This is a genomic window from Xaviernesmea rhizosphaerae (assembly GCF_001938945.1).
GTDB classification, from domain to species: domain Bacteria; phylum Pseudomonadota; class Alphaproteobacteria; order Rhizobiales; family Rhizobiaceae; genus Xaviernesmea; species Xaviernesmea rhizosphaerae.
This window is the reverse complement of sequence record NZ_MKIO01000038.1, coordinates 99,226-124,509: the sequence shown is the minus strand read 5'-3', so window position 1 is coordinate 124,509 and position 25,284 is coordinate 99,226. Positions and strand designations below refer to the sequence as shown.

Genomic DNA, 25,284 nt, shown 5'->3' with positions numbered 1-25,284 from the left:
GGCCGCCATCTGGCATCATCTATTCAACCGGAATGACCTTTTGCGTTCTGGCTCAGACTCTCATGGCGTTGCAGGCGGGCTTGCCTGAACCGGTGGCTGGGCAGCCGGCTCTGCCGGGGCCGCCGCCGGTGGTTCGGCCGGCGGGGTTTCCGGCGGCGCGACGATGGTGAAGGGCTGCTCGACGCTGGCCGTCTTGTCACTCTTGGCATCGTTGAACCGGAAGCGCAGCACATAGGCGCCGGGCGGCGCGCCTGTCACGTCGATCGTCAGCGTCGCATAGATTTCCTGGTTGCGCTGGTAGCTGACGAAGCGGAAATCGCCGAAAGCCTTCTGGCCGGCCAGCACCGTTCCCTTGGGGTCGAGAATGTCGAAATCGACAGTGAATCGGGTTTCGAGCTTGCCGGCTTCGGGGGCAGGCGCCCAGGAGAGGCCCACGGGCTCGATATAGGAGATCAGGCTCTCGCCGGGCTTGAAGGCGGAATCGCCGCGCGGCTCGTACATGGCATAGCCGCTCGGCTCGGCCCGGACGAAGGTGGCGCGGGAAATCGACATCGGCAGGCCGGCCGAGAAGGCGCCAAAGGCCGTCTCCATCGTCACGCGGGCGCCGGCCGCATCGCCGGCGGCGGCCTGGGCTTCGGCCTGCGCGGCGGCATCGGCCAGCGGGCCGGCCATGGCGCTTTCTCCCATGCCGACCATGCCGGCAAGGCTGGCGGCGAAGAGGAGGGAGCGGGCCGCTTTTCGGAACTGGCGCGCCCCTGCCTGCAAACCGTTTGCCATCGATGAGCTCCTCCGCATCCTCTTTCGGGCCAAAGGCCTCTTTTCACATGAGTTTTCGGGCTCGCACGCGCCTTGTCAAGCAAGGCTCGCCCGCTTTTGCCCGGCGCGCGCTCAAAGACTGGGTATAAGCGGCCTGCGCTCTTGCGGAGCGCCGGCTTTTCATGTGTCGGGAAAGGTTCTAAACCGGCCGCTCAGAGAAGAAGGATGGCCTGACATGACCGAGCCCGACATGACCGGGAAAGACGGCGTGCACGCGGCGGAGCAGGCGGTGCGCAGCCTGTTTGCGCCCACCCCGCTGCAGCTCAACGAGCATCTGAGCGCCCGGACGGGCGCGACCGTCTATCTCAAGCGGGAGGATCTCTCGCCGGTCCGCTCCTACAAGATCAGGGGCGCGTTCAATTTCTTCCGCAAGCAGCTGGCAGAAGAGGGCGCGGCCGCGCGCCGCTTCGTCTGCGCCTCCGCCGGCAATCACGCCCAGGGCTTTGCCTTCATCTGCCGCCATTTCGGCGTGGAAGGCACGGTGTTCATGCCGGTGACGACGCCGCAGCAGAAGATCGACAAGACCCGCATGTTCGGCGGGCCCTTCATCACCATCAGGCTGTTCGGCGATATTTTCGACCAGTGCTACAAGGCCGCGCAGGCCTTCACGGTGGAAACCGGCGCGGTGATGGTGCCGCCCTTCGACCATGCCGACATCATTGAGGGGCAGGCGACCATCGCCGCCGAGATCGCCGCGCAACTGCCCGAAGGGGTGACGCCGGATCTCATGGTGATGCCGGTCGGCGGCGGCGGGCTTTCGGCCGGCGTGACCGGCTATTTCGCCGGCGATCTGCCGCCGGAGGCCTTCCTGTTCTGCGAGCCCGAAGGGGCGCCCAGCCTGAAGCGCAGCCTTGAAACCGGCGCGCTCGTCACGCTCGACCAGGTGGACAATTTCGTCGATGGTGCCGCCGTCGGGCGGATCGGCGCGCTGAATTTCGAGCGCCTCCGGCATTTCTCCGCTGGGCAGGTGCTGTTGTTGCCGGAAAATGCCATCTGCGTAACGATCATCGACATGCTGAATGTCGAGGGCGTGGTGCTGGAGCCGGCGGGCGCCTTGTCGATCGCGGCGCTCGATGCCCTGCCGCCGGAGCAGCTTCAGGGAAAGACGGTGGTGGCCGTGGTGTCCGGCGGCAATTTTGACTTCGAGCGTCTGCCCGATGTCAAAGAGCGCGCCATGCGCCAGAAGGGCCTGAAGAAATACTTCATTCTGCGTCTGGCCCAGCGCCCGGGCGCGCTGAAGGACTTCCTCAGCCTGCTCGGCCCGGAAGACGATATCGCCCGCTTCGAATATCTGAAGAAGTCGGCCCGCAATTTCGGCTCGATCCTGATCGGCATCGAAACCCAGCGCCCGGAGAACTTCGCCACGCTCAAGCGGTCCTTCGACGAGGCCGGCATGAGCTATCAGGACATTACCGAGAACGATATTCTCTCGAGCCTGATCATCTGAGCCAGCCGGACCAGCGAAAATCCGGCCGCAGCGCCTGCGGCCGGACGGATTTGTCGGGGGACGATTGCGCCGCCCGCAGCTCTTCATGAACCCGCGGGCGGCGCGCACCGGCAGCGTCGGCGGTCAGACGCCGATCTTGCCGCCGCCGATCCGGGTGATGGCGACGACGGACGGACGAACCGGCATGTCGTCGCGGAAGTCAGGCCAGCGGGTGGAAAGATCCTCGTAATAGGAGAGACGGCCGAAGCCTTCCCAGTCATCGCCGCCATCGCCGGGATGCTGGACGGCGACGAAGGCCGTCTGCATGTCCGGCAGCAGCAGCGGGCCGCACATCTCGGCCCCTACAGGCACGCGGAAGAACAGCTTCGAGGTGCCACGTGCCGGCCCGTCGATGTCCACGGCCCAGAGCCCGTCGGTGCGCCCGGTGTCGGACGGAGAATTGCCATCGGTCGAGACCCAGAGGCGGCCTTCGGCATCCACATGGCAATTGTCGGGCATGCCGAACCAGCCATTGCGCGTGGTTTCCGTGGAGAAGGTGGCGCCCACTTCGGCGACGGAGGGATCGCCGCATTTCAGCAGGATTTCCCAGCGGCCCTTGGTCGCGGTGAAATCGCCATCCGTCTCGGCGATTTCGATGATGTGGCCGAAGGCGTTCTTGGCGCGCGGATTGGCGGCATCGACCTGCTCCGGCTTGCGCCGGGTGTTGTTGGTCAGCATCACATAGACGCGGCCATTGCTGCCGTTCGGCTGCACGTCCTCCGGACGGTCCATCGGCGTGGCCTTCAAGAGGTCGCCGGCGCGCCGCGCCTCGATCACCACGTCGCCCTGGCTGTGGAAGCCGTTTTCGGCCGTCAGCGGGCCTTCGCCATGCACCAGCGGCAGCCAGGTCATGCTGCCATCGGCATCGAAGCGGGCGACATAAAGCGTGCCCTCGTCGAGCAGGTCCATGTTGGCGGCGCGGTCATTCGGGTTGAAGGCGTTCTGGGTGACGAACTTGTAGACATAGTCGAAGCGCTCGTCATCGCCGAGATAAAAGACGACACGGCCGTCTTTGGCCACAATCGATTCGGCGCCCTCATGGCGGAAGCGGCCGAGCGCGGTGCGCTTCTTCGGCGTCGACGTCGGGTCCATGGCGTCGACCTCGACGATCCAGCCGAAACGGTTGGGCTCGTTCGGCTCGCGCGAGACATCGAAGCGCTCGTGGAAGGCGCCCCAGTGATAGGTGCCTTCCGGAATGCCCATGCGCTTGTAGTTGGCCGCCTCGGCATGGCCCTCCGGCAGCTTGCCGGTGAAATAGCCGTGGATGTTTTCCTCGGCCATGATGTAGGTGCCCCAGGGGGTGACGCCACCAGCGCAATTGTTGATCGTGCCGAACACCTTGGTGCCGGCCGGGTCGGCCTTGGTCTTCAGGCGGTCGCTGCCGGCTGCGGGGCCGTGGATCGCCATTTCCGTATTGGCGGTGATGCGGCGGTTCATCTTGCCGTCGCGCACCACCTGCCAGGCGCCGTCCACCTTGCGGATTTCGACGATCGTGCCGCCATGGGCGGCCATTTCGATGTCCACGCGCTTCTGGTCGGCCGGCAGGATCGCCAGCTCCTTGACCATCTTGGCGGGATCCTTCTTGTCCGCCTTCTCGACCACCTGGACGATGCCTGGGAACATCAGATGTTCGTTGGTATATTCGTGGTTCACCACCAGCAGCCCGTGTTCGGACGAGCCATTGAGCGGGATGAAGCCGACATAGTCATTGTTGTAGCCGAACTGGCGGCTCTGGGCCTCGGCCGTCTGCTTGGCCGGATCGAAGGCGGGGGAATCGGCGAAGAGAGGGTCGCCCCAGCGCAAGAGGATATCGGCCTTGTAGCCCTCGGCGATGTGATGGCGCTCGTCCACCCCGGCTTCAACCTCCTTGAAGGAGAAGGCCGAGCCCGCGGAGGCGGCGCGCGCCTCATCCGCCGTGGCCAGCGCCAGCGGGCTGACCGTGGCCGAAATGGCCGATACGGCGAGACAGCCTTTCAGAAGATCGCGGCGGGAGAATCGCTTGGCGATGATTTCGCCCATGGTCGGCGTGGTCGAGATGTTGTGGGCCTCGCCCTCGGCATCCTCGAGGCGGGTGGTCGGAAACACGTTTTGCGATGTCGTATCCATCCTGAAAGGTCCTTTTTGAAAGTTCAAGGGTTCGCCATCTCGGCCCGGTCTTCCGCTTGCTCGCTGAACAAGGACGCAATCCGGGCTTTAATGTCTGCTCCTGCCGCCCTGTCTCATGGACGTTTTCAGACCTGTTCCTTCTGCCTTTCTTGGTTGTCGCTTCGCTTGCATCTTCTAGTTATGCATGGCAGATTACGGTTATGCGACAGCCTGACACACAAAAACGTTGGCAAAATGTGACCGGAAAAAGGCGGCGCTGACGGCCTTTGACAACTTACCCCCACGCGGCTAAACAAGCCTCATGGCATCCTTCTTTTCCCGATTGTTCGGCGGCGGCAGCCGTCAGGAACCCGACGCGGCTCCGGCCGACAGCGCCAGCCTGCAGGAGCAGGACATGACGATCCGCGCCCGGCCGATGAAGGAAGGCGGCCAGTTCCGCCTGGCCGGCGTGATCGAGAAGACGGTGGACGGGACGCTGCGCACCCGCAGCTTCATCCGCGCCGATGTCTTTACCTCTGAGACGGACGCCGCCGATGCCGCTCTTCGCAAGGGCCAGCAGATCATCAAGGAACAGGGTCGCCTGCTCTTCGCCGATGCCGAGGACAGCAGGGCCGTCTGACCTTAGGGCTGTTCAAGGAAGCATCACTCCGCCCGCACCACACGGCAGAGAAGGCAATTGTTGCGCGCGGAGCGAATATCGACAAAAGCGATATCCGGCCGTTGTAACAGCGTGTCTGCGTGATCGGCAATGTCCGCCGACGCGGTGATGCGGCCCGTCCCGTAGACGATGCGCTCGTCTTCCCCATAGGCTTTCACGAGATAATCCGGGCTGCTCGAGAGAACCGGCGGCAGTGTCGCGCCGTCGTCATAGGGCGCGCAAGGCTCGGCATGGAGAAAGACCGGGCCGGTTTCCGCATAGGGATGCAACCCGTAGAACGGGCGATAGGCGAGCGTCAGATAGCGCGTGCCGGCCTCAATCGGTCTCAGGCAATGGCGGCAGGGCAGGCCGCTTTCCGCGGCTTCCCGCCTTTCCGGCGCACAGCCATAGGCATCGGCAGCGCCATCCTGATAGGCGCGGGCAAGCTGCGTCGGCATGGGGATGAAACGGATCATGATCCTCTCCTGACTGGTTCGGTGCCAGGCAGGGATGACATGCACGAAAACGGCCGGCCACCCGTTTCCGGAGGCCGGCCGTCAATGGTCGAGAGGCTGGCGGTTTCCGGTTAGAAGCTGTTCAGCAGCGCCAGCAGATCCGCCTCGCTCAAGGGACACTGCTCGGCTTCGCGCGTGGCGACCGGCGAGAAGCCGAACTGCTGGTAGAGCTGCAGCGCGCGGGGATGGTCGAGATTGTTGGTTTCCACCGTCACAAGCCTGGGATTGGTGGACCAGCAGGCATAGAGCGCCTGCAGCAGGAACCACTTGCCAAGCCCGAGGCCGAGCGCGCGCTCGAACAGGCCGAAATGCGAGAGCTCCACCGTCTCGTCGTCCAGCGTGCGCGTCTCGAAGAAGCCGGCCGGCGCGCCGTTAACATAGAGCACGCAGACGCAGTTGCGCTCGTCATGCAGGACGGCGGTCAGCTCCTCGTCGCTCAGGCGCAGGCGATCGACCCATTGCCAGCGGCGGCCGACCTGCAGATAGAGGAAGCGGTAATAGGCGAGCGGGATTTCCGGCACGCGCATGATCGCGGTCTGGATATTGACCGGCATCGGCAGGCTCTGCTTCGGCGGCGCCGACATGGTCAGGGTTGTGACCTGAATGCGGACGGGCCCTTCGGCCGGCTGCGGGCTCGTCATCGTCGTCATCGGCTCTCTCATTCCTTTCCGGTCACCACGTCCGTATCGGCGCGGCTGCCCCATTCGGCCCAGGAGCCGTCATAGAGCGTGTGATTCTCATGGCCAAGGCTGTTCAGCGCCAGCGAGATCACCGCCGCCGTCACGCCCGAGCCGCAGGAGGTGACGACCGGCGCGTCCAGGTCGATGCCGGCGGCAGTAAAGGTTTCGCGCAGCGCCTCGGGCGATTTGAGCTTGCCGCCTTCGGTCAGCTGGCCGATCGGCAGGTTGCGGGCACCCGGCATATGGCCGGAGCGCATGCCGGCGCGCGGTTCCGGCTCCTCGCCACTGAACCGCCCGGCGCTACGGGCATCGGCGATCTGGCGCGAACCGGAAGCGACGATGCTCTTCATGTCCTGGAAGCTGGTCACCGCCTTCTCGTCGAAGCGGGCGGAGAAGACGGCAGGCTCGATCGTCGTCTCGGCATCGCTTACCGGCCGGCCTTCAGCCTTCCACGCGTCGAAGCCGCCATCCAGAACGAAGACATTCGCGGCACCCATCACGCGCAGCATCCACCAGGCACGCGGCGCGCTGAAATAGCCCGGGCCGTCATAAACCACGATCGTGTCGCTGTCGGACAGGCCGAGCGCGCCGACGGCCGCCGCGAAGGCCTCCGGTGCGGGCAGGGTATGCGGCAGGCCGCTCGTCGGGTCGCTGATCGCGTCCTGATCGAAGAAGACGGCGCCGGGAATATGGGCGGCGGCGTATTCGGCCTTGGGATCACGCTTGTGCGCCGGCAGATACCAGGAAGCATCGACCACCTTGACGCCTGCCGTGCCGAGACGTTCTTCCAGCCAGTCGAAGGAGACGACCGGCGAAAGCGATGAGGAGGGGCTGGAACTCGCGGACATGGGCGCGTCTCCGGTCTGGTGTTGAGGGGGCGGAAATCTCGAGGATGATCGAAGGACCGGCTCAGCCGGCCGTATCAGGCACGCCGAAGCGCAGGCGGAAGCGCCTGTTCTCCTTACCCTTCTTTTCGATTCGGGCGATATGGATCGCGCCGACTTCCTGGGTTTCGGACACATGCGTGCCGCCGCAGGGCTGGCTGTCCACCGCCGCATCCTCGCCGATCACGACGAGGCTCACACGTCCAAGGCCCATGGGCGGGCGGACATTCTTGCTTTTGACGATGTCGGGATTGGCGGCCAGCTGCGCGTCGGTGATCCAGCGCAGCGTGACCGGATGGTTCTCGTTGACGAGGCGCATGAGGTCGCTGGTCACCGCATCCCGGTCGATCGTCTCGCTCATGTCGAAATCCACCCGGCTTTCCTCCTCGCCGACAGCGGCGCCCGTGATCGGATAAGGGCAGACGACAGAGAGAAGATGACAGGCCGTGTGCATGCGCATCAGCCGGTAGCGGCGCGGCCAGTCGATATGGGCGACGACCACCTCGCCGATGGCGGGTCGCGGCGCGCCCTCGGCGGGGCGGTGGAGAATGATGGCCTTGGTTTCGCCATGCCGCGTCTCGACAATGTCAATGCGGCTGCCATCGGTCCGCTCCAGAAAGCCGACATCCCCCGGCTGGCCGCCGGAGGTGGCATAGAAGCAGGTCTGGTCGAGCGTGATCGCGCCGTCCTCGCCCACATCCACAACGGTGGCCTCCACGGTCGAGAGGTAGAAGTCGTCGCGGTAGAGGGCAAGAGTCATGGGCAGGTCGATCTGTCGCTTATCCGGCATTCTCGTAAGGAATGGAGACTTCCGTCGTCTTCGTCAACCAGGCCGGCACCGGAAGTCCCTTGCTTTTCAGGAAGGCGGGGTTGAACAGCTTCGACTGGTAGCGATTGCCGTAGTCGCACAGGATCGTCACGATCGTGTGGCCGGGGCCGAGATCGCGCGCCAGGCGGATGGCGCCGGCAATGTTGATGCCGGAGGAGCCGCCGAGGCAGAGGCCTTCCTCTTCCACCAGCTTGAACACCAGCGGCAGGGCCTCGGCATCGGGAATCTGATAGGAGAAATCGGGCGTGAAGCCTTCGAGATTGGCGGTGATCCGGCCCTGGCCGATGCCCTCGGTGATCGAGGAGCCGGCGGATGCGAGCTCGCCCTTGGTATAATAATCGAACAGGGCCGCGCCTTCCGGATCGGCAAGGCCGATCTTGATGTCGGGGTTGAAGCCGCGCAGGCCTTCGGCCACGCCCGCCAGCGTGCCGCCGGAGCCGACGGCGCAGATGAAGCCATCGACCTTGCCGTCCGTGTCGCGCCAGATTTCCGGCGCGGTCGTTTCGACATGGGCCTCGCGGTTGGCGACATTGTCGAACTGGTTGGCCCAGATCGCGCCATTGGGCTCGGTCCTCGCCAGTTCGGCCGCCAGCCGGCCCGAGAGCTTCACGTAGTTGTTGGGGTTGCGGTAGGGAACCGCCGGCACCTCGACCAGTTCGGCGCCCAGAAGTTTCAGGGCGTCTTTCTTCTCCTGGCTCTGGGTCTCGGGAATGACGATGACGGTGCGATAGCCGAGCGCCTGGGCGACAAGCGCGAGGCCGATCCCGGTATTGCCGGCCGTGCCCTCGACGATCACCCCGCCCGGCTTGAGCGCGCCGGCGCGCTCTGCGGCGCGGATGATCGACAGGGCGGCACGGTCCTTGACCGATTGCCCCGGATTGAGGAATTCGGCCTTGCCGAGAATGGTGCAGCCCGTGGCTTCCGATGCGCCCTTCAGCCGGATCAGGGGCGTGTTGCCGATGGCGTCGAGAACGGAGGCGAGAGCGGGCATGGTGGTGAACCTTTCGCGAAAATGCAGAACCGCGCGGGGAGACGTCGAAGATAGGCCGTGGGACGCGCCTTGCAAGCGCCCTTGCACGCTCCTTGGAAGGCGGGATGCGGGGCGCGTTGCAGGCAGCCGTCTTCTTCTCCTCTCACGCTCACCGGCTTTCAAGGAAATTTCTGCCACCAGGGCGGCGCAAACGGTAAAAATCGCCCCATCAAACAGGCGAAAAAGCCGGGTGATCCAAAGGTTGACCCGGCGCGTAGGAGGCAGGTAATTTTCGTCAAGGGGCTTATAGCAGGTTTAGGATATATGAAGGGCGCTCAACTGGACACGGTCGATGCCTTGATGGCGCAATACGCCGCCGGCATGCTGCCGGAGCCGATGCGGGTTCTGGTCTCGTCGCATCTGGAACTGCAGCCGCAGCAGCGCGGCAAGGTCGCGGCTTATGAGGCGCTGGTGGGCGATATGCTCTTGTCGGCGCCGCCCGTGGCTCTGGACGATGCGGATGCCGCACTCGCACGGATCTTCGCCGCCGAGGCGCCCTCGGCGCAGGCTCGGCCTTTGCTTGAGGATCCGCTGTTTCCAGCGGCCTTGCGCGAATTCATCGGCTTCGGCTCCGGCGAGGTGCCCTGGCGGCGCAAGCTGCCGGGCTTTAAGGAGCATATGATCGGAAAGATCGACGATTGCGAGGTCAGCCTCTTCTGGATCCGTCCCGGCAGAAAGATCCCCGCGCACACGCATGAGGGGATGGAGATTTCGCTCGTGCTCTGCGGCGCCTTTCGCGATGGGCGTGGCCGCTTCGCGCGGGGCGATATTTCGATCGCCGATGACAGCGTCGAGCATCGTCCGGTGGCGGAAGACGAGGCGCCCTGTATCGGCCTGTCGATCGTCGATGCGCCGCTGCGCTTCACCGGTTCGATACGCCAATTCCTCGGCGATCTGATCGGATAGGGTTGGCGCTGCGTATGCCTGTGTAACGAAGACAGGCCAGGAGCGCGCGCGATGACCGATTTTACCGCCAGACCAGAGCATGGTTGCGCCTGGGTGACGGGCGCCAGTTCCGGCATTGGCCGCGCTGTCGCGCTGAAGCTCGCCGCTGCAGGTTTCACCGTTGCTGCAACGGCGCGCGATCAGGCGAAGCTCGCCGCACTCGTGGCGGAAGGCGCTGGGCGAATCCATGCTTTTCCTGCCGATGTCACGAATGCCGAGGCAGTTCTTGAAAGTGTCGCCGAAATCGAGGCGCAGTGCGGCCCTCTGGCGCTCGCCGTTCTCAATGCCGGCGTGTTCCTGCCCGTGCATGGCGAGGCGATGAAGCAGGCGGATTTCGACAAGACCTTTGCGGTCAATCTCAATGGCACGGTACATTGCCTGCTGCCGACGGTGGAAGCGATGAAGCGGGCCGGCCGCGGCCAGATCGCCATCGTCTCCTCGGTGACTGGCTATGGCGGACTGCCGACCAGCGCGGCCTATGGCGCGACCAAGGCCGCCTTGATCAACATGGCCGAGAGCCTGCGCTTCGATCTCGACAAGCTCGGCATTCGCATCCAGGTGATCAATCCCGGTTTCGTCGATACGCCGGCAACCGAACAGAACGAATTTCCGATGCCCGCGCTGGTCACGCCGGACGTGGCGGCGACGGAGATCGTCAAAGGGTTGGCGGCCAAAGGCTTCGAGATCACCTTTCCCAAGCGCTTCACCTACGGGCTCAAGCTCGCCCGCCTTCTGCCCTATGGGCTCTATTTCGCGCTGATCAACCGCACCACCGGCTGGAAGACCCGGCCCTTGGCCACCGAAGCGGCGCAGACGAGGCGGGAGTGACCTCTTGGGGCTGCGGCGCCCTGGTTATCCCTGGAGATTGCGATGGGCGGTTTCGTCGAGCGGAAAGCGCCACATCAGCGCGATGGCGATAAACTTCAGCACAACCGGCAGCCAGGCATAGAGCATCGCGAGCGCCATCAGCGCCGTCGCATCATTGGCGCTGCCTCTGGCCGGATCGAAGCCGAACAGGCCGAGCAGCGGAAAGGTGAGGGCCGCCCCGGCTGCCAGCGACAGTTTGGTGGCCAGTCCCCATGCGGCGAAGTAGAATCCGGCCCGGCCCGGGCCGGCGCCGTCCGCATCGATCACATCGGCCTGGATCGCCGGCGGCAGCGCCAGATCGAAGCCGAGCAGCAGGCCGGTGGAAAAGCAGATCAGCCCGAAGGCGAGCGCCGCGCCGGCCGGCAGCAAGGGCGTCAGCGCGAAGATCAGGCAGGCAAGCACCATGCCTGCGCACCAGGCGCGGTGCTTGCCGAAGCGGCGGGCGGCAGCACTGGCCAGCGGCACCCCGGCGATGGCCGAGAGGAAATAGAGAAACAGAAGCGGGCCACGCAGGCTTTCCAGATCCAGCCGCGCCGACACGAAGATGAGGAACAGTGTCGCCGGGATGCCATTGGCCAGACCATTGACGAAATAGGCAAGGATCAGCCGCCGGAACGGCCTGTTCTCGGCCAGAAGCCGCAGGCCCTCTTGCGGACGCATACCGGCCGTGCCGACAGCTTCGGGTTCGGGCACGCTTGCGACCGCCAGAAGGCCGGTCAGAATCAGCAGGCCGCCGGTGACGAAGCCGAGCAGGGCGAGCCCGGACTGGCCTGGCGCAAACCCGATGGAAAAGGGCAGGGCGATGGCGATCAGCGTGCCGACGACCGTCACGCTTTCGCGCCAGGCGGCAAGGCGCGTGCGGCCGTGATAGTCGCGCACGAGTTCCGCGCCCCAGGCGGAATAGGGCACCTGCACCAGGGTAAAGCCGATCGACACCAGCGCGCCCCAGAGGCCGAGCCAGACGAGCCCCGCCCCGTCTGGCGGCCGATAGAGCATGATCGCCGCCAGCGCCGTGACCGGAAGCCCGCTCAGGAACAGGCTGCGCCGCCGTCCGAAGCGCGGGCGGATCCGATCGGCAAACAGGCCGACGGCGGGATCGCTGACGGCATCGACCAGCCGGATCATCAGCACCACCCAGCCGACCGCGGCGACCGGCAGACCGACCGTCTCGACATAATAGGTCGGAACGAGCGCATAGAGCGGCAGGCCGAGCGCGGCGAGCGGGGCCGCAGGCAGCGCATAGGCGAGAAGGGTTCTGCGGGGGAGCAAAGGCCGGCCTTCCGGTTGAGCATGTCGGCGACCTTTACGACGCAAAAGGCCCCGCAGATCATGTCCACGGGGCCTTCTTGTCATCAATCGATAGATGAGAAAATCAGATCAGTGATCTGAAATCATTCGTAAATCACTTGGCGTACATCGATGTTGCGCGCCCGGAATCCCGCCTCGCAATAATAGAGATAGAATTCCCACAGGCGCTTGAAGCGCAGGTCGAAGCCCATCGGCTCGATCCGGTCCCAGACGGCATGGAAGCGGTCGCGCCATGCGGCGAGCGTGCGCGCATAGTCCCGGCCAAAGCCCATGTCGCCGACCATCGACAGGCCAGCGGCGGCGGCCACGTCGACCAGATGCTCGCGCGTCGGCAGCATGCCGCCGGGGAAGACATATTTCTGGATGAAATCCGGATTGGCGCGGTACTCGCGGTAGCTTTCCGGCTTGATGGTGATCACCTGGATCCCCGCTCTGCCGCCCGGCTTCAGGCATTTGCGCAGCTGGCTGAAATAGGTCGACCAATATTTCTCGCCGACGGCTTCGAACATCTCGATCGAGACGATCTTGTCATAGACGCCCGTTTCGTCCCGGTAGTCCTGGAATTTCAGCGTCACCTTGTCTGACAGGCCGGCCTTCTCCATCCGCGCCTGGGCGAAACTCAGCTGCTCCCGGCTGATGGTCAGCCCGGTCACGCGGCAGCCGATCTCGCCGGCCGCATATTCGGCAAAGCCGCCCCAGCCGCAGCCGACCTCGAGAACATGATCGTCAGGCCCGATGCCGGCGGCCTCGGCCAGCGCCCGATATTTGGCCCGCTGCGCCTGTTCCAGGTCCTCGATGCCATCGGCATAAAGGGCGGAGGAATAGGTCATGGAAGGATCGAGCCACAGGCTGTAGAAGCTGTTGCCGAGATCGTAATGCGCCGCGATGTTGCGCCGGGAGCCGGACTTGGTGTTGCGGTTCATCCAGTGGCGCAGCTTCTCGATCATCAGCAGCAGCCCGCGCGCGCCATTGGGAAAATGACGGCCGACCTCGGCATTGACGAGAAACAGTTCGAGAAAGGCGCCGACATCGGGGCTTTCCCAGTCTCCGTCCATATAGGTCTCGGCCACAGCGATGGTGCCGCCGGTCAGCGCCCGCTGCGGCAGGTTCCAGTTGTGCAGGGTCACCTCCGCGGCCGGCCCCGGCGTGCGCCCGTTTATCATCACGGTCCGGCCGTCCGGAAGGGTCAGCATCAGCGAACCGGTCTGCATGTGAATAAGCCCGCGCAGAACCATCTGCGCGCGGGCCGGGAGATCCCGGACGAACCGGGCGATGTTTTCCGCCGAAAGACGCACCGTCTTGTCGCGCGGGTCGTGATACGCGTCTGTCATTGTCATGGACGAGCACCCTTCAGCCATCATTGCCTGCCATCATAAATTAACCGTAATCCGCCGACCCGCCAACGGGCGGATGAGGAGAAATCTGACCCCGTGCCGCTGCGTCGCGCGGCCAGAGGCTAACGCCTTCGCGCGGCGGCGGCCGCGAGTGGAAGCGCACGCCCGACATCCAGATCTTCAAGGCCTGCCAATGGATTGCGCCGAGAACCTTGAGTGTCAGATGCGGAATTCGCGCCAGTTGAGAGACAATGGCGCGGCTGGAAAGTTCCTGCCGCCTGCCGGAAAAGGTCGCCGCCAGGATCGGCCCTTGCGCGTCCGTCTCCAGAATGCGCCAGCGCAGGCTTTCGCCCGGCGCGGTCATGCGGAAATGATAGGTGCCTTCGAGCCCCAGAAAGGGCGAGACATGCATGCGCTTGGCGGCCTCCTGACGAATGCCGGCCGGAGAAACCTGTCCGGGCATAACAGGGCAGACATAGCTGTGGCGGTCGCCGAAGGTGTTGCGCACCTCATAGACGATCGCCAGGAGATCGCCGCTCGCCCGATAGGCGTAATAGACCGCGATCGGATTAAAGACCCAGCCGAGCATGCGCGGATAACAGACAAGATCGACGCGCGCCGCCCGTTCGCTCAAGCCCGCCTGGGCCAGCAGGCCGTCGAACCGCGCCCGCAGGCCCGCGTCGTCCCCGGGCAGATGGTCCGCCTCGTGAAAGGCTAGGAGATTGAACCGGTTGACCGAGAACAGCCGCGCCTGACGGTCCGCCTCATCGAGCCGGTCGAGATCGATGACAAGCGAGAAGACGCTGTAGGAGAAGCGCCTGACCACCGTGCGCATGCGCTGGTGCATGACCTCGCCGACATAGAGCGCCGCCGCTGGCGCAGCGCCTTGCACCGGCGGCGGGTAGTGGGTCACGGTCATTCCGCCGCCTGCACGAAGCCGGCGCGGCTGCGCCAGGGAACAGTGGCGCCGAGCGCTTCGGCCGCCGCAAGACCGGAGGAAAGACCGTCCTCATGGAAACCGTAGCCGGTCCAGGCGCCGGCGAAATAGGTGTGGTTGTCGCCCTGAATGGTCGCGAGCCGTTCCTGGGCCTGCATGGAGCGACCGCTGAACTGCGGGTGGTCATAGCTATATTCGCCGAAGACCAGCTTCGGGTCCGGCTCGCGCTCGGGGTTGAGCGTGACGAAAAGCGGGCAGGCCGCATCGATCGGCTGGAGATTGTTCATCCAGTAACTGACGGCGACGCGATGGGCGCCTTCCGCGCTGCTGGAGCGCAGATAGTTCCAGGAGGCCCACACCTTCTCGCGCCGTGGCATCAGCGTCCGGTCGCGGTGCAGCACCACGCGATTGGCCTGGTAGGGCACGGCGGAGAGAATCTCCTCCTCCACCGGCGTGGCATCGGCCAGCAGCGCGCGCGCCTGGTCGCTATGGGTGGCAATGACGACTTTGTCGAAGCGTTCCGCGTGGCCGGCCGCGTCGATCAGCGTCACGCCGGTGGCGTCGCGCTGGATGGCGCGCAGGCCGGCGGACAGGCGGATGCGGCCGGCGAGCGGTGTCAGGAGCCGGTTGAGATAGGTGCGGCTGCCGCCCACCACCGTGCGCCAGGGATGCGGCCTGGAATAGATCAGCCGGTGATTGTCGAAGAAGCGGACGAAATGCCAGGCGGGGAATTCCATCATCCGGTTCGGCGGCGCCGACCAGATCGCGGCTGCCATCGGGATCAGATAGTTGTTGGTAAAACCGGGAGAGAAGCCGCGCCAGTCGAGATATTCACCGATCGACATGGCCTCCAGCCGGCCGGCGCTGCGGTCGGCCAGGCAGACGCGGTTGAACCGCAGGATTTCCTTGAGCATCAGCAGGAAGGAGGGGCGCACCAGATTGCGCTTCTGCGCGAAGAGGCTGGAAAAGGGCCCGCCCTTCCACTCCAGCGCACCCTCGTCCAGCGACAGGGAAAAGCTCATGCTGGTCGGATGGGTCTTGACCTTCAGGAGGTCGAAGAGCGCGGTGAGATTGGGATAATTGGCCTCGTTATAGACGATGAAGCCGGTATCGACCGCGATCATCCGGCCGTTATAATCGACATCCACCGTGGCCGTATGACCGCCGGGCCGGGCATCCTTCTCAAACAGCGTCACATCGTGCACGTCGTTCAGCGCCCAGGCGGCGGAGCTGCCAGAAATACCGGAGCCGATCACAGCCACCTTCAGGCGCGGCTGGTGGCCTGCGCCATGTGCGGGGCGATGGGCATTGAGGGAGACGATCTTGGTCATGAAGCATCCTTGACGGAACGATAGGCGGTCAGAGCGCGGTCGCGGGCACGGGCGTGATCGACCTGCGGCAGCGGATAGGTCTTGCCGAGCGTGATGCCGGCCTCGGCCAGCACGCTCGAAGGCGCCTCGAAGGGGCGGTGGAGATAGCGGTCGGGCAGGCGGGCAAGCTCGGGAACGAAGCGGCGGACATAGTCGCCCTTCGGATCGAATTTCTCCCCCTGCAGAATGGGATTGAACACGCGGAAGAACGGCGCGGCATCGGCGCCGCATCCTGCCACCCATTGCCAGTTCACGCCATTGCTGGCCGGGTCGGCATCGACCAGCGTGTCGCGGAACCAGGCCTCGCCGCGCCGCCAGTCGATCAAGAGGTCCTTGACCAGGAAGGAGGCGGCGATCATGCGCACGCGATTGTGCATGGCCCCGTGCCGCCAGAGCTGGCGCATGCCGGCATCGACGATGGGATAGCCGGTCTCGCCCCGGCACCAGCGCGCGAAGTCCTCCTCGCTGCCTTGCCAGCCGAGCCGGTCAAAGCGGCGGTTCAGATTTTCGCGCGGCAGATCCGGGTGATGAAACAGGAGATGATAGGAATATTCCCGCCAGACGATCTCGCGCCGAAACGCGATGATCTCCTCGACCGGAATCCTGTCCGACAGTCCCATGGTGGCCTGCCAGATGGTGGCGGGCGAGATCTCGCCCATGGCCAGATGCGGCGACAGGCCGGAGGAGCCATCCAGCGCCGGCCGTTCACGGCCCGCGCGATAGGTCTTCAGCCGCTCCGCCACGAAACGATCGAGCCGCGTAAGCGCGCCGGCCTCGCCCGGCGTCCAGATCCCATCGAATTCCTCCGCCCAATTGGGTTTGACCGGCAGCAGCGCCCAATCGGCAAGCGTCTCGCTCTTCGGAAAGCGGTCTGGCGCGGGCAGGGCGGCTGGCGCCTCCAGCGGCGCATCCGGTTCGCCCGAGGCCTCGAAGGCGCGCCAGAAAGGCGAATAGACACGGAAAGGCCCGCCGCTCTTGGTCTTCAGCCGGGTCGGCTCATGCAGAAGCTGGCCGGCAAAGCTCTTAACCTGCAGACCCTCGCCTTCGAAATGCGCCTTCAGCGCCTTGTCGACAGCGGCCGCCTCGGGGTCGTAGCGGCGGTTCCAGAAGATGGTGCGCGCGCCTGTCTCGGCGATAAGCGCGCCGAGAACCGCGCCGGCTTCACCCGAGCGCAGGATCAGCCGGTTGCCGAGACCTTCGATCGCCTCGGCGAAACGTTCCAGCGAATGGTGCAGCCACCAGGCCTGCGCCGCACCCAGCGGCCCCAGCCCGTCCTGCGGTTCGCGTATATACAGGCAGATGACCGGCGCGCCGCAGTCCGCAGCCGCCTTCAGCGCGTGATTGTCCTGAAGCCGAAGATCCTTGCGCAGCCACAGGATCACGGGCGATGGGCCGGCGCTGCCGGAGCTATGATGGCTGTTCTTGTTCATCAACTCCTTTACGCGGAGTGATGACGGGCGGATCAGGCGCGCGGTGCGACGCCGGAATTTCTTTGCTCGCGCGCGAGAATTCCCTGCGCAACGGCGCCGCAGGCTTCATGAAAGAGGATGCGGCGCCAAAGCCTTCGATCTACTTGGTGTTGCCGGCCACGCCGCTTGGAGCGGCCGTCTGCAGCATGCCGCGATAGATACCGGGAACGGAGCCTTCGATCGCCACCGCGCCCACGGTGCGCTGGTAAAAGCCGGTGGGGCCGGCGCCGCCGATCACGCCATAGGCATAGCCCTGGTCGCGCATGTCGAGAAGGGTGCGCAGGAGCAGCGCTTGTCCCACGCCCTTGCCACGGCAACTCTCATCGACCCCGGTCGGTCCGAAGAAGCCCTTGGCCGTGGCCTCGTGGCAGGCGAAGCCGACAAGCGCGCCATCCTTTATCGCGATGAAGCAGCTGACCGGCTGGCGGGCCAGCGCGATCGTCGCCTCGCCAACCCAGCCCGCGCCGAAGCGCGGCAGGATCCAGTCGGTCAGGGGCTTCAACTCCGGCGCCAGTGCGCGGCGGATGATGATGCCCTCGTCCGCCATGCGCCGATCGAGCGCCGGATCGGGTGTGAGCTCATAGAGTTTGACCAGCATGTCCATGATGCGAATGCCTTCCTTTGCAGCGAGTAAGGCCTTGTAAGCCGATTCCGAAGCCAGACGCGACATACCGGCTGCCGATGATCCGCTTGTTCCTGCCGCAGCCGCGCGTCGTCAAGCCACTTTTCGACATGACCATGCCGCACGATCGGGCACAGACGCGCCGGCGTGCCCGGCCGAAAGCTTGAGAAAAGGTTAATGTGCGGCGGAACAAAAAGCCGGAAAATCGGGTTGTCTGGTCAATCCGCCTACACGCTCAGCGAGGTTGTCCCATGTGCACAGCATTGCGTCTTTCCGCTTTTGTCCTGGCGCTCACATCCGCGTCCGCGCCCGCTTTTGCCGCGCTCCAGCCGCCAGCGGACTATGCGCGCGAGCAGGCAACCACCGTGACAGCCTACGACACGGCTGATGCGTCGGGTCAGGTTTGTGTGCCGCCCGATCCGCAATATGTCCCGAACTTCATCCGCGCGCCGAATGGCGATATCGTCGGCGTCAGCTATACGATCATTCAGTACCAGTGCTGACGCCAAGCGATGGCGCCCGCGATCTTCGTGACCAGGGGCGACGCGTTGCTTCCCTGCTGCCTTGAGCAGCCTATAGCGCGATCTTTGCTGCAATAGAAGCCGTCACGCCGGGCACATCTTCGAGACGGGTCCAGACCGGAATGCCGCGCTCCCGGGCGATGCGAACATCATTGTCGGCGCCCTTCGAGGCGCCTGGCAGTCTCAGCACCCCGTCGCACAGCGCCAGAAGCCGCCCGGCCACCGGGTGGAAGATTTCCTCATAGAGCGCGTCACCCACAGCCGCTCCGCCGGCCGCGTGCCAGACCGGCAGCGCCACCCATTCGCCGATCATCGGCACATGGCCAGCCTGAAACAGGGCATAGGAGGGGGCTTCCAGTTTCTTGAGATTTTGCGCCATCAGCGCAGGGTCGTCATTGGTTCCGGAGCGATAGGGTCCGGCAATCAGGATCAGCATGGTCTTCTCCAGAAAATTTACGAGGTTGCACGACCGCGGACCCTGGCGCTAAGTTCAGGATCGACAGCTTCGGCAAAGACGTAAATTCATGCAAATTCGTGTAGAGTCAAGAAAATGCTGGCTGAGCAGCGCAAAAGCCTGATCATGGACCGGCTGCGTCGGGACGGGCAGGTCGTGGCCAAGGCCGTGGCCGAAGAGCTTGGCCTGTCCGAGGATACGATCCGCCGGGATCTGCGCGAGCTGGCGGCGGAGGGGCAATTGCGCCGCGTGCATGGTGGCGCGATGCCGCTCGCGCCGGAACTGCCGGATTTTGCTGCCCGCCGCACCGTTTCGCCTTCGGTCAAGCGGGCGCTGGGTCGCGCCGCCGCAGCCCTGGTGCGTCCCGGCCAACTGATTTTTCTCGATGGCGGAACCTCCACAGCCGAGATCGCCAAAGCGCTGCCACGCGATTTCGGCTTCACCATCGCGACCCATAGCCCGACGATCGCGGCCGAGCTGGAAGCACATCCCACAGCGGAGGTGATTCTGATTGGCGGGCGGCTTTACAAGCATTCCATGGTGGCCGTTGGCGCCGCAGCCAGCAGCCAGATCCTGCTCATTCGCCCGGATCTATTCTTTCTCGGGGCCACGGCGCTGCATCCCATCCATGGGCTCTCGACCGGCGATCTGGAGGAGGCGGCGATCAAGCGCCTGATCGCGTCCCGGGCGGCTGAAACCTTCCTGCTGGCAACGGAAAATAAGCTCGATCATGTCTCGCCGTGCACGATTATGCCGGTTTCCGATATTTCAGGAATTTTCGTGCAAAGTGGCCTGGCGTCCGACCGGCTGGCGCCTTACCGCGCTTTGGGTGTCCGGATCATCGAGACTCAGGCAGATGAGCAGGATGGATCCTAAACCATATCTTTTCAGTCATTTACCGTTTGTTAACCATAAGAAACAATTTCGCCGCTGCATTGCATCATCGGTTCGCAATTCCGCCTCCTTCCTGTCATGATTCGGAAGCGTCACGTTTTGTGACATATGTGTCCGCGCTCTGGCGGGGCACGGCTGAACGTGGCCGGAATTGAAACAGGGGACATCGGGGCGCATGCGGCGCCTGTCCTTAGGGTTCAGGACTGGCCGGGACGAGGACCTTGGCGGTCGTGATGCGGAAAGCGGATCCGCAAGACGGCTGACCTGACGGATGGCGGCAAGACATTGACAAGATTTCGACTGGGAACCGGGCGGGTGACGGCGGCCGTCATCAAGGGCGGACGGGCGGCGGCAATCCCGCTTCTGTGCATCGGCCTCGCCTCCTGCGGCACCACGCAGAAGGTGGCCGAAGCGCCGCCGAAGCAGAAGCGCAGCAAGGAATATTTCCCCGAGTCGGTCTATGGCGTGAAAGCCAGCCCGCGCGTGGCCACGGGCAAGAACGTGCCCAAGGGCGGCGGCCGCTATCAGGTCGGCGATGCCTATCAGGTCAAGGGCAAGTGGTATCAGCCCAAGGAAGAGCCGGGTTACGACAAGGTCGGCATGACGTCTTGGTACGGTTCGGCATTCCATGGCCGTCTGACCGCCAATGGCGAGGTTTACGACACCTACCACCTGTCGGCCGCCCATCCCACTTTCCCGCTTCCCAGCTATGCCCGCGTAACCAATCTGGAAAACGGCTCCTCCGTCGTCGTGCGGGTCAATGATCGCGGCCCTTACGAATATAACCGCCTGATCGACCTTTCCTCCAAGGCGGCGGATCTCCTCGATGTGAAGCGCAAGGGCAGCGCCAAGGTGCGGGTGCAATATGTCGGCAAAGCGCCGCTGGAAGGCAATGACATGCCCTTCCTGATGGCCTCCTATGTGCCCAAGGGCGATCGCACGCCGCACTCGCTTCCGGGCGGCGGCCAGATCGCCAGCGGCGTGATGGTGGCTTCCAGCGCTTCGATGCGCGAGGAGGTCGGCTCCTTCGGCGGCTCGCTCTTCCGCCATACCAGCCCCGAGCCGCGCGTGGTGACCGGGCCGACCGTGCGCGAAACGCCGCGCGCGGCAGCGCCCGCCGTCGCGGAGCACAAGGCGGCAAAGCCCGTTGCCGCGCCCGCCAAAACTGTGGCTGCGCCCGTCATGGCCGCCGCCGTTCCGGCGCCGGCGCCCGTGAGCGTCTCGGCCCGCATGGCCGATCCCCGCCCGCAGCCGCGCATGCCGGCAAGAATGCCGGCGCATGCGCCGGATGCACCGCCCTCCATGCTGGGCGCCGGCATCCCGCTCAGCGCCCTTGCGGAAGAGGATGCGCCGGCCCAGCACGCCGCGCCCGCCTCCTTCGACGCCTTCTTCTCGCTGCCGCAGATCGGCCCCATGCCGACGCCGCGTCCGGGCGGCGCGCCGCGCCTGGCCTCCCGTTCCTCCTTTACGGCAGCTTACGCCGAAGCACCGCGCCCGCATCCGAGCGAAGCCGCCTTCGAGGCCATCCTGGCCGATGGCGGCGAACTGACCGCCGAAAAGATCATTCTCCACGCGGATAACGCCGCGGCGCATCGCTGAGCGGCACCGCGCGTTAATCGGCAGAGGCGGGGCTTGGCTCCGCCCCTTCGCCGTTTTAGGTCAGGCAGCCGGTCGCCTGTCTGGAAGATGAGGGCCTGTTGCCAAGCCGCAGATCCATGAGGCGGAATGCTTCAACCATCGCTGAAATTGGGGATCGTTCTCACACCCGCCCGCGCCATGTTCCTGTCCGTGCTACAGCTGTGATCCACGGCATCCTCGCGTCGCGGCCCGGCGCGGGGAAGCAGCAGCAGGAAGAAGGAGAGTGGGATGCGGGCAATCGCTCTGTCTTCGATGGTGGCCTGCCTCCTGGCGGCCTCCGCCGCGTTTGGCCAGGGGGTCGAGACCAAGGCCAAGCAGGTCTATATGATCGAGCAGGAGACGGGCACCGTCCTCCTGTCGCGCGAGGCCGATACAGTCGTGGCGCCTGCCTCCAACGCCAAGCTGATGACCATGGAAGTGGCGCTCGAGGCCATCAGGAGCGGAAGCCTGGCGCTGACAAGCGATTTTCCGGTCTCCGAATTCGCATGGCGCACCGGCGGCGCGCCCTCCGGCACCTCCACCATGTTCGCCGCGATCAAGTCGCGCGTGCCCGTGCCGGCGCTCCTGACGGCGATTGCCGTGCAATTCGCCAATGATGCCTGCCTGATCCTGGCGGAGGGGCTTGCGGGCAGCGAGCAGGGCTTTGTCGACAGAATGAATGCCCGCGCGGCGGCGCTTGGTCTGTCCGCCTCCCGCTTTGCCAATGCCACCGGTCTGCCGGATCCGCGCAACCAGACGAGCATGCGCGATCTGGTGACGCTGGCCCGGCATCTGCAGGAAACCTACCCGGACGCCTATGCCAATTATGCCCTGCCGGATTTCGAGTGGAACAAGATCCGCCAGCGCAACCGCAATCCGCTGGTTCACGCCAATATCGGCGTCGATGGGCTGGTGACCGGTTTTGCCGAGGGGCAGGGCTTTTCCATCGTCGCCTCCATGGCGCGTGAGGGTCGGCGCGTCTTTCTCGCCGCCGGCGGTTTTGCCAGCGACAAGGAGCGCACCGAGGAAAGCCGCAAGCTGCTCGACTGGGCCATGACCGACTTTGTCCGCAAGCGCCTGTTCGAGGCCGGCGAGACCGTGGCCGAGGCGGCCGTCTATGGCGGGGCCGTGCCGCATGTGGCGCTGGTGCCCGTCGCGCCCGTCGATATCCTGCTGCAGACCTCGTCTCAGGAAAAGGTCGTGGCAGAGGTCGTCTATCGCTGGCCGCTGAAAAGCCCTCTCGCCAAAGGGGCGGAGGTGGGTCGTCTGGTGGTCACGCGCGGGGGCAAGACCATCCGGGAGGTGCCGCTGGCTGCGGCGCAGGCCGTGGATCAAGGCCCGCTGACCCGGCGGGCGGCGGATGCGCTGCAGGAACTTCTGTTCTTCTGGCTTTGATCCGCGCGACGACCGCCCGGGGCCCGAGCGACTTGAGCCCGGGGCGTTTTTGACCATGGTCATTTTGACCCTGCGGCCACAACAGGCTAACACCGGCCTATTCTTCGGTGGTCCATCCGGGCCTGCCGATTCATCGAACAGAATGGGACGAACCAGTGACGAGGGACGGCGGTGTCTTCGTAACCTTCGAGGGCGGTGAAGGGGTGGGGAAATCGACCCAGATTCGCCGGCTGGCCGAAGCGCTGACCCGGCGCGGCCATGACGTCATGATCACCCGCGAGCCCGGCGGCTCGCCCGGGGCGGAGGCCGTGCGCCATGTGCTGCTGTCGGGCGCGGCCCAGGCCGGCGGTCCGCGCTTCGAGGCGATCCTGTTTGCCGCTGCGCGCAGCGACCATGTCGAGGAGGTGATCCGCCCCGCGCTGGACGCCGGCCGCGTGGTGCTGTGCGATCGCTTCATGGATTCCTCGCGCGTCTATCAGGGCATGACCGGCGATCTCGACCCGGATTTCATCGCCGCGCTGGAGCGCGTGGCGATCAACGGCCTGAGGCCCGACTGCACCATCATCTTCGACATGCCTGCCGAGGAAGGTCTTGAGCGCGCGCGGGCGCGTGCCGGCATTCCCGCCGGCGCCAGCGGCGAGCTGGACCGTTTCGAGCGCGAGGACATCGAACTCCACCGCAAGCGCCGCGATGGCTTCCTCGATATCGCCGCAGCCGATCCTGAGCGCTGCCATGTGGTCGATGCCCGTCCGGCGCCGGCGGCGGTTGCCGCCATGGTGCTGTCGATCGTCGAGCCGCGCCTGCCCGATCCGGCGCTCAAGGCCGGGCGGGGCGGGGCATGAGCGCGCTTCTCGACGGCGCCCTGCCGCCGGCGCAAAATCCGCGCCTGTTCGGCCACCGCTCGGCCGAGCAGTTCCTCGCCGAGAGCTATCGGTCGGGCAAGGGCCACCATGCGATCCTGATCGAAGGGCCAGAGGGTATCGGCAAGGCGACGCTCGCCTTCCGCTTCGCCTATCATGTGCTGAGCCATCCCGATCCGGCGCTGGCCCCGGCGATGCTCGCCGATCCCGATCCGCAGTCGCCGGTCTTCCGCCAGATCGTCTCCGGCGCCTCGCACAATCTCCTGCATCTGACGCGCCCCGTCGACGAGAAGACCGGGCGGGAGAAGAGCGCGATCACGGTGGAGGAGGTGCGCCGAGCCGGCCGCTTCTTCTCCCAGACATCCGGCACCGGCAATTGGCGCATCGTCATCGTCGATCCGGCCGACGATCTCAACCGCAATGCTGCCAATGCGCTTTTGAAAATCCTGGAGGAGCCGCCGCGCCGGGCGCTGTTCCTGGTGCTGACCCATGCGCCGGGCAAGCTTCTGCCCACCATCCGCTCGCGCTGCCTGCCGCTGGCGCTGCGGCCGCTTTCCCCTGAGGATATCGCCGCGGCGCTGTCGGCGCTGGGCGTGGCCCTGCCGCAGGGGCGAGCGGAGCAGGTGATCGACGCCGCCGATGGCAGCGTCGCCGAGGCGCTGAAGCTCGTCAATCACGGCGGTCTCGATATTCTCGAAGCCTTTGCCGCCCTTCTCGCCAAGGAGGATGCGGCCGCGCGCAAGGACATGCACCGCCTGGCCGACGTGCTCTCGGGCAGGGACAGCGAAACCATCTTCGACTTCTTCACCGCGCTGATCGAAACCCATGTGCGTGACGCCGCCCGCCAGGCCGCAATGGCAGGCGATCTCGGCCGGGCCGACCGGCTGGCGCAGTTGAGCGGTACGCTGACCGAGAAGCTCGCCACCGCCGCCGCCTATAACCTCGACCGCAAGCAGACCGTGCTGTCGCTGATCGACGCCATCCGCGCCGAGCGGTGAAGGAAGCGCCCGCGCGCGCTCAGCTCGTGGCGGACGCGTCCGGCGCCGTGTTTGCGCTCGGGTCAAAAAGCCATTTTCGGGCGATGGCCGCTTCGAGGTCGAGCCCATGGCGGTGGGCCAAGAGGAGGACATGGCCGAGCACGTCGGCCGTCTCGTCGGCGAGGTCGCGCGCCATGGTCTGCGCGTCGCGGCCCTTGGCCCGGGAGCGGCCGCTCACGCGGTTCCATGCCTGGGTGAGTTCGCCCATCTCCTCCTGCAGCTTCAGCATGAACCAGTCGTCGTCGCGCGTCAGCCCGTTGGCCTCGGCATAGAGGGAGGAGGCGGTTTCGAAGCGCTGCATCAAGTCGGTCAGCATCGGCGGGTCTCGAAAAGAAGGGAGAAGGGGCGGAAGAAGCGAGGGACGGCGCGCGGAGTTCGTTCTTTATTTGTTCGAGTTTTAGCCTCTGCGTCAAGCGGTGGCCGTCGCGTCCCGGCGCTTTTTTGCCTTCCCGGTTTCCTCGGCCTCGGCAATGGTTTAAGAGCCTATCCCGACACCTTCCGAAGAGCCCCGCCCGGCGCGCGCGGCAGAGCTGAACCCGGCCTTCTCGCTCGCATCGCGCCATCCGGCCCAGGCTTTTTCTGGAGGCCGACCTTTTGATCCTCGGCCGCCTCCCGCGCTCGGAGGCTCCGGCATCGTCTTGCCGGAACCGGCCCAGAGAAAGCAGACCGAC

At 65.3% G+C, this 25,284-nt stretch carries 25 protein-coding genes; 10 read left to right on the top strand and 15 right to left on the bottom strand.

Features of this window, described 5'->3' with window-relative positions; translation table 11 throughout:
• Positions 1–60: 60 nt before the first annotated feature.
• The gene (locus tag BJF92_RS17895) at positions 61–777 is read right to left on the bottom strand and encodes a hypothetical protein (protein WP_075636114.1); all 717 of its coding nucleotides are present in this window, start codon (positions 775–777) and stop codon (positions 61–63) included.
• A gap of 229 nt (positions 778–1,006) precedes the next feature.
• Here BJF92_RS17895 and ilvA point away from each other — a divergent pair, with 229 nt between their 5' ends.
• Complete coding sequence (gene ilvA, locus BJF92_RS17890) at positions 1,007–2,263, top strand: threonine ammonia-lyase (RefSeq protein WP_075636173.1); 1,257 nt, start codon at positions 1,007–1,009, stop codon at positions 2,261–2,263.
• A gap of 123 nt (positions 2,264–2,386) precedes the next feature.
• On the opposite strand, the gene BJF92_RS17885 is transcribed toward ilvA, so the two are convergent.
• The gene (locus BJF92_RS17885; protein WP_075636113.1) at positions 2,387–4,408 is read right to left on the bottom strand and encodes a PhoX family protein; all 2,022 of its coding nucleotides are present in this window, start codon (positions 4,406–4,408) and stop codon (positions 2,387–2,389) included.
• Between the two features lie 301 nt (positions 4,409–4,709).
• On the opposite strand from BJF92_RS17885, the gene BJF92_RS17880 reads away from it, so the two are divergent.
• Positions 4,710–5,027, top strand: coding sequence for an HlyU family transcriptional regulator (locus BJF92_RS17880; RefSeq protein ID WP_075636112.1), 318 nt, complete (start codon positions 4,710–4,712; stop codon positions 5,025–5,027).
• 23 nt (positions 5,028–5,050) lie between these two features.
• Here BJF92_RS17880 and BJF92_RS17875 read toward each other — a convergent pair whose 3' ends face one another.
• The 5 genes from BJF92_RS17875 to BJF92_RS17860 form a co-directional block, all read right to left on the bottom strand.
• Positions 5,051–5,521, bottom strand: a complete 471-nt coding sequence (locus BJF92_RS17875; protein WP_075636111.1) for a DUF1203 domain-containing protein — start codon at positions 5,519–5,521, stop codon at positions 5,051–5,053.
• A gap of 110 nt (positions 5,522–5,631) precedes the next feature.
• Positions 5,632–6,210, bottom strand: coding sequence for a GNAT family N-acetyltransferase (locus tag BJF92_RS26150; RefSeq protein WP_425356478.1), 579 nt, complete (start codon positions 6,208–6,210; stop codon positions 5,632–5,634).
• An 8-nt stretch (positions 6,211–6,218) separates the two neighbouring features.
• Positions 6,219–7,088 (bottom strand): 3-mercaptopyruvate sulfurtransferase, encoded by an 870-nt coding sequence (sseA, locus tag BJF92_RS26145; RefSeq protein ID WP_245294815.1) that lies wholly within the window; start codon positions 7,086–7,088, stop codon positions 6,219–6,221.
• Positions 7,089–7,149: 61 nt separating this feature from the next.
• Positions 7,150–7,884 (bottom strand): alanyl-tRNA editing protein, encoded by a 735-nt coding sequence (locus BJF92_RS17865; protein ID WP_143524081.1) that lies wholly within the window; start codon positions 7,882–7,884, stop codon positions 7,150–7,152.
• 19 nt (positions 7,885–7,903) lie between these two features.
• Positions 7,904–8,944 (bottom strand): cysteine synthase A, encoded by a 1,041-nt coding sequence (locus BJF92_RS17860; RefSeq protein ID WP_075636110.1) that lies wholly within the window; start codon positions 8,942–8,944, stop codon positions 7,904–7,906.
• Positions 8,945–9,247: 303 nt separating this feature from the next.
• Between BJF92_RS17860 and BJF92_RS17855 the strand changes: the two genes are divergently transcribed.
• Both BJF92_RS17855 and BJF92_RS17850 read left to right on the top strand, forming a co-directional pair.
• Entirely contained in the window at positions 9,248–9,889 is a 642-nt protein-coding gene (locus BJF92_RS17855; RefSeq protein WP_075636109.1) for a ChrR family anti-sigma-E factor, read from the top strand.
• A gap of 51 nt (positions 9,890–9,940) precedes the next feature.
• The gene (locus BJF92_RS17850) at positions 9,941–10,756 is read left to right on the top strand and encodes an SDR family NAD(P)-dependent oxidoreductase (protein WP_075636108.1); all 816 of its coding nucleotides are present in this window, start codon (positions 9,941–9,943) and stop codon (positions 10,754–10,756) included.
• Between the two features lie 24 nt (positions 10,757–10,780).
• Here BJF92_RS17850 and BJF92_RS17845 read toward each other — a convergent pair whose 3' ends face one another.
• The 6 genes from BJF92_RS17845 to BJF92_RS17820 form a co-directional block, all read right to left on the bottom strand.
• Positions 10,781–12,064, bottom strand: a complete 1,284-nt coding sequence (locus tag BJF92_RS17845; protein ID WP_245294814.1) for an MFS transporter — start codon at positions 12,062–12,064, stop codon at positions 10,781–10,783.
• A gap of 122 nt (positions 12,065–12,186) precedes the next feature.
• Complete coding sequence (locus BJF92_RS17840) at positions 12,187–13,440, bottom strand: SAM-dependent methyltransferase (protein WP_075636106.1); 1,254 nt, start codon at positions 13,438–13,440, stop codon at positions 12,187–12,189.
• A 40-nt stretch (positions 13,441–13,480) separates the two neighbouring features.
• Positions 13,481–14,356 carry a DUF1365 domain-containing protein gene (locus BJF92_RS17835; protein WP_075636105.1) on the bottom strand — a complete coding sequence of 292 codons (876 nt, stop codon included), beginning with the start codon at positions 14,354–14,356 and terminating at the stop codon, positions 13,481–13,483.
• The gene (locus BJF92_RS17830; RefSeq protein ID WP_075636104.1) at positions 14,353–15,705 is read right to left on the bottom strand and encodes an NAD(P)/FAD-dependent oxidoreductase; all 1,353 of its coding nucleotides are present in this window, start codon (positions 15,703–15,705) and stop codon (positions 14,353–14,355) included. The genes BJF92_RS17835 and BJF92_RS17830 overlap by 4 nt, the downstream gene beginning before the upstream one ends.
• Entirely contained in the window at positions 15,702–17,174 is a 1,473-nt protein-coding gene (locus BJF92_RS17825; RefSeq protein WP_075636103.1) for a cryptochrome/photolyase family protein, read from the bottom strand. The genes BJF92_RS17830 and BJF92_RS17825 overlap by 4 nt, the downstream gene beginning before the upstream one ends.
• A 139-nt stretch (positions 17,175–17,313) precedes the next feature.
• Positions 17,314–17,817: a GNAT family N-acetyltransferase gene (locus BJF92_RS17820; RefSeq protein WP_075636171.1), complete on the bottom strand. Its 504-nt coding sequence runs from the start codon at positions 17,815–17,817 to the stop codon at positions 17,314–17,316.
• Positions 17,818–18,086: 269 nt separating this feature from the next.
• Here BJF92_RS17820 and BJF92_RS17815 point away from each other — a divergent pair, with 269 nt between their 5' ends.
• A complete protein-coding gene (locus BJF92_RS17815; RefSeq protein WP_143524080.1) occupies positions 18,087–18,338 on the top strand; it encodes a hypothetical protein in 252 nt (83 codons plus the stop codon).
• 70 nt (positions 18,339–18,408) lie between these two features.
• Here the strand turns inward: BJF92_RS17815 and BJF92_RS17810 are convergent, their stop codons facing one another.
• Positions 18,409–18,792 (bottom strand): DUF4406 domain-containing protein, encoded by a 384-nt coding sequence (locus BJF92_RS17810; protein WP_075636101.1) that lies wholly within the window; start codon positions 18,790–18,792, stop codon positions 18,409–18,411.
• A gap of 114 nt (positions 18,793–18,906) precedes the next feature.
• Here BJF92_RS17810 and BJF92_RS17805 point away from each other — a divergent pair, with 114 nt between their 5' ends.
• The 5 genes from BJF92_RS17805 to BJF92_RS17785 all read left to right on the top strand — a co-directional run bounded on the left by BJF92_RS17805 (position 18,907) and on the right by BJF92_RS17785 (position 24,574).
• Positions 18,907–19,686 (top strand): DeoR/GlpR family DNA-binding transcription regulator, encoded by a 780-nt coding sequence (locus BJF92_RS17805; RefSeq protein ID WP_075636100.1) that lies wholly within the window; start codon positions 18,907–18,909, stop codon positions 19,684–19,686.
• Positions 19,687–20,004: 318 nt separating this feature from the next.
• Positions 20,005–21,303, top strand: coding sequence for a septal ring lytic transglycosylase RlpA family protein (locus BJF92_RS26140; protein WP_078058220.1), 1,299 nt, complete (start codon positions 20,005–20,007; stop codon positions 21,301–21,303).
• Positions 21,304–21,570: 267 nt separating this feature from the next.
• Positions 21,571–22,716, top strand: coding sequence for a D-alanyl-D-alanine carboxypeptidase family protein (locus BJF92_RS17795; RefSeq protein ID WP_075636099.1), 1,146 nt, complete (start codon positions 21,571–21,573; stop codon positions 22,714–22,716).
• A 155-nt stretch (positions 22,717–22,871) separates the two neighbouring features.
• Entirely contained in the window at positions 22,872–23,558 is a 687-nt protein-coding gene (gene tmk, locus BJF92_RS17790; protein ID WP_075636098.1) for a dTMP kinase, read from the top strand.
• Positions 23,555–24,574: a DNA polymerase III subunit delta' gene (locus tag BJF92_RS17785; RefSeq protein ID WP_075636097.1), complete on the top strand. Its 1,020-nt coding sequence runs from the start codon at positions 23,555–23,557 to the stop codon at positions 24,572–24,574. Before tmk ends, BJF92_RS17785 begins: the two co-directional genes overlap by 4 nt.
• 19 nt (positions 24,575–24,593) lie before the next feature.
• On the opposite strand, the gene BJF92_RS17780 is transcribed toward BJF92_RS17785, so the two are convergent.
• Positions 24,594–24,929 (bottom strand): pyrophosphohydrolase domain-containing protein, encoded by a 336-nt coding sequence (locus tag BJF92_RS17780; RefSeq protein ID WP_075636096.1) that lies wholly within the window; start codon positions 24,927–24,929, stop codon positions 24,594–24,596.
• Positions 24,930–25,284: the final 355 nt, after the last annotated feature.

Bases quoted from the DNA above. Each gene is read 5' to 3' on its own strand.
- BJF92_RS17805 (WP_075636100.1), top strand. From the start codon at position 18,907: ATGCTGGCTGAGCAGCGCAAAAGCCTGATCATGGACCGGCTGCGTCGG.
- BJF92_RS17865 (WP_143524081.1), bottom strand. From the start codon at position 7,884: ATGACTCTTGCCCTCTACCGCGACGACTTCTACCTCTCGACCGTGGAG.
- BJF92_RS17825 (WP_075636103.1), bottom strand. From the start codon at position 17,174: ATGAACAAGAACAGCCATCATAGCTCCGGCAGCGCCGGCCCATCGCCC.
- BJF92_RS17830 (WP_075636104.1), bottom strand. From the start codon at position 15,705: ATGACCAAGATCGTCTCCCTCAATGCCCATCGCCCCGCACATGGCGCA.
- BJF92_RS17815 (WP_143524080.1), top strand. From the start codon at position 18,087: ATGTGCACAGCATTGCGTCTTTCCGCTTTTGTCCTGGCGCTCACATCC.
- BJF92_RS17785 (WP_075636097.1), top strand. From the start codon at position 23,555: ATGAGCGCGCTTCTCGACGGCGCCCTGCCGCCGGCGCAAAATCCGCGC.
- BJF92_RS17840 (WP_075636106.1), bottom strand. From the start codon at position 13,440: ATGACAATGACAGACGCGTATCACGACCCGCGCGACAAGACGGTGCGT.
- BJF92_RS17820 (WP_075636171.1), bottom strand. From the start codon at position 17,817: ATGGACATGCTGGTCAAACTCTATGAGCTCACACCCGATCCGGCGCTC.
- BJF92_RS17795 (WP_075636099.1), top strand. From the start codon at position 21,571: ATGCGGGCAATCGCTCTGTCTTCGATGGTGGCCTGCCTCCTGGCGGCC.
- BJF92_RS17880 (WP_075636112.1), top strand. From the start codon at position 4,710: ATGGCATCCTTCTTTTCCCGATTGTTCGGCGGCGGCAGCCGTCAGGAA.
- BJF92_RS17855 (WP_075636109.1), top strand. From the start codon at position 9,248: ATGAAGGGCGCTCAACTGGACACGGTCGATGCCTTGATGGCGCAATAC.
- BJF92_RS17860 (WP_075636110.1), bottom strand. From the start codon at position 8,944: ATGCCCGCTCTCGCCTCCGTTCTCGACGCCATCGGCAACACGCCCCTG.
- BJF92_RS17780 (WP_075636096.1), bottom strand. From the start codon at position 24,929: ATGCTGACCGACTTGATGCAGCGCTTCGAAACCGCCTCCTCCCTCTAT.
- BJF92_RS17875 (WP_075636111.1), bottom strand. From the start codon at position 5,521: ATGATCCGTTTCATCCCCATGCCGACGCAGCTTGCCCGCGCCTATCAG.
- BJF92_RS17810 (WP_075636101.1), bottom strand. From the start codon at position 18,792: ATGCTGATCCTGATTGCCGGACCCTATCGCTCCGGAACCAATGACGAC.
- sseA (WP_245294815.1), bottom strand. From the start codon at position 7,088: ATGTCCGCGAGTTCCAGCCCCTCCTCATCGCTTTCGCCGGTCGTCTCC.
- BJF92_RS26150 (WP_425356478.1), bottom strand. From the start codon at position 6,210: ATGACGACGATGACGAGCCCGCAGCCGGCCGAAGGGCCCGTCCGCATT.
- BJF92_RS17895 (WP_075636114.1), bottom strand. From the start codon at position 777: ATGGCAAACGGTTTGCAGGCAGGGGCGCGCCAGTTCCGAAAAGCGGCC.
- BJF92_RS17835 (WP_075636105.1), bottom strand. From the start codon at position 14,356: ATGACCGTGACCCACTACCCGCCGCCGGTGCAAGGCGCTGCGCCAGCG.
- BJF92_RS17885 (WP_075636113.1), bottom strand. From the start codon at position 4,408: ATGGATACGACATCGCAAAACGTGTTTCCGACCACCCGCCTCGAGGAT.
- BJF92_RS17850 (WP_075636108.1), top strand. From the start codon at position 9,941: ATGACCGATTTTACCGCCAGACCAGAGCATGGTTGCGCCTGGGTGACG.
- ilvA (WP_075636173.1), top strand. From the start codon at position 1,007: ATGACCGGGAAAGACGGCGTGCACGCGGCGGAGCAGGCGGTGCGCAGC.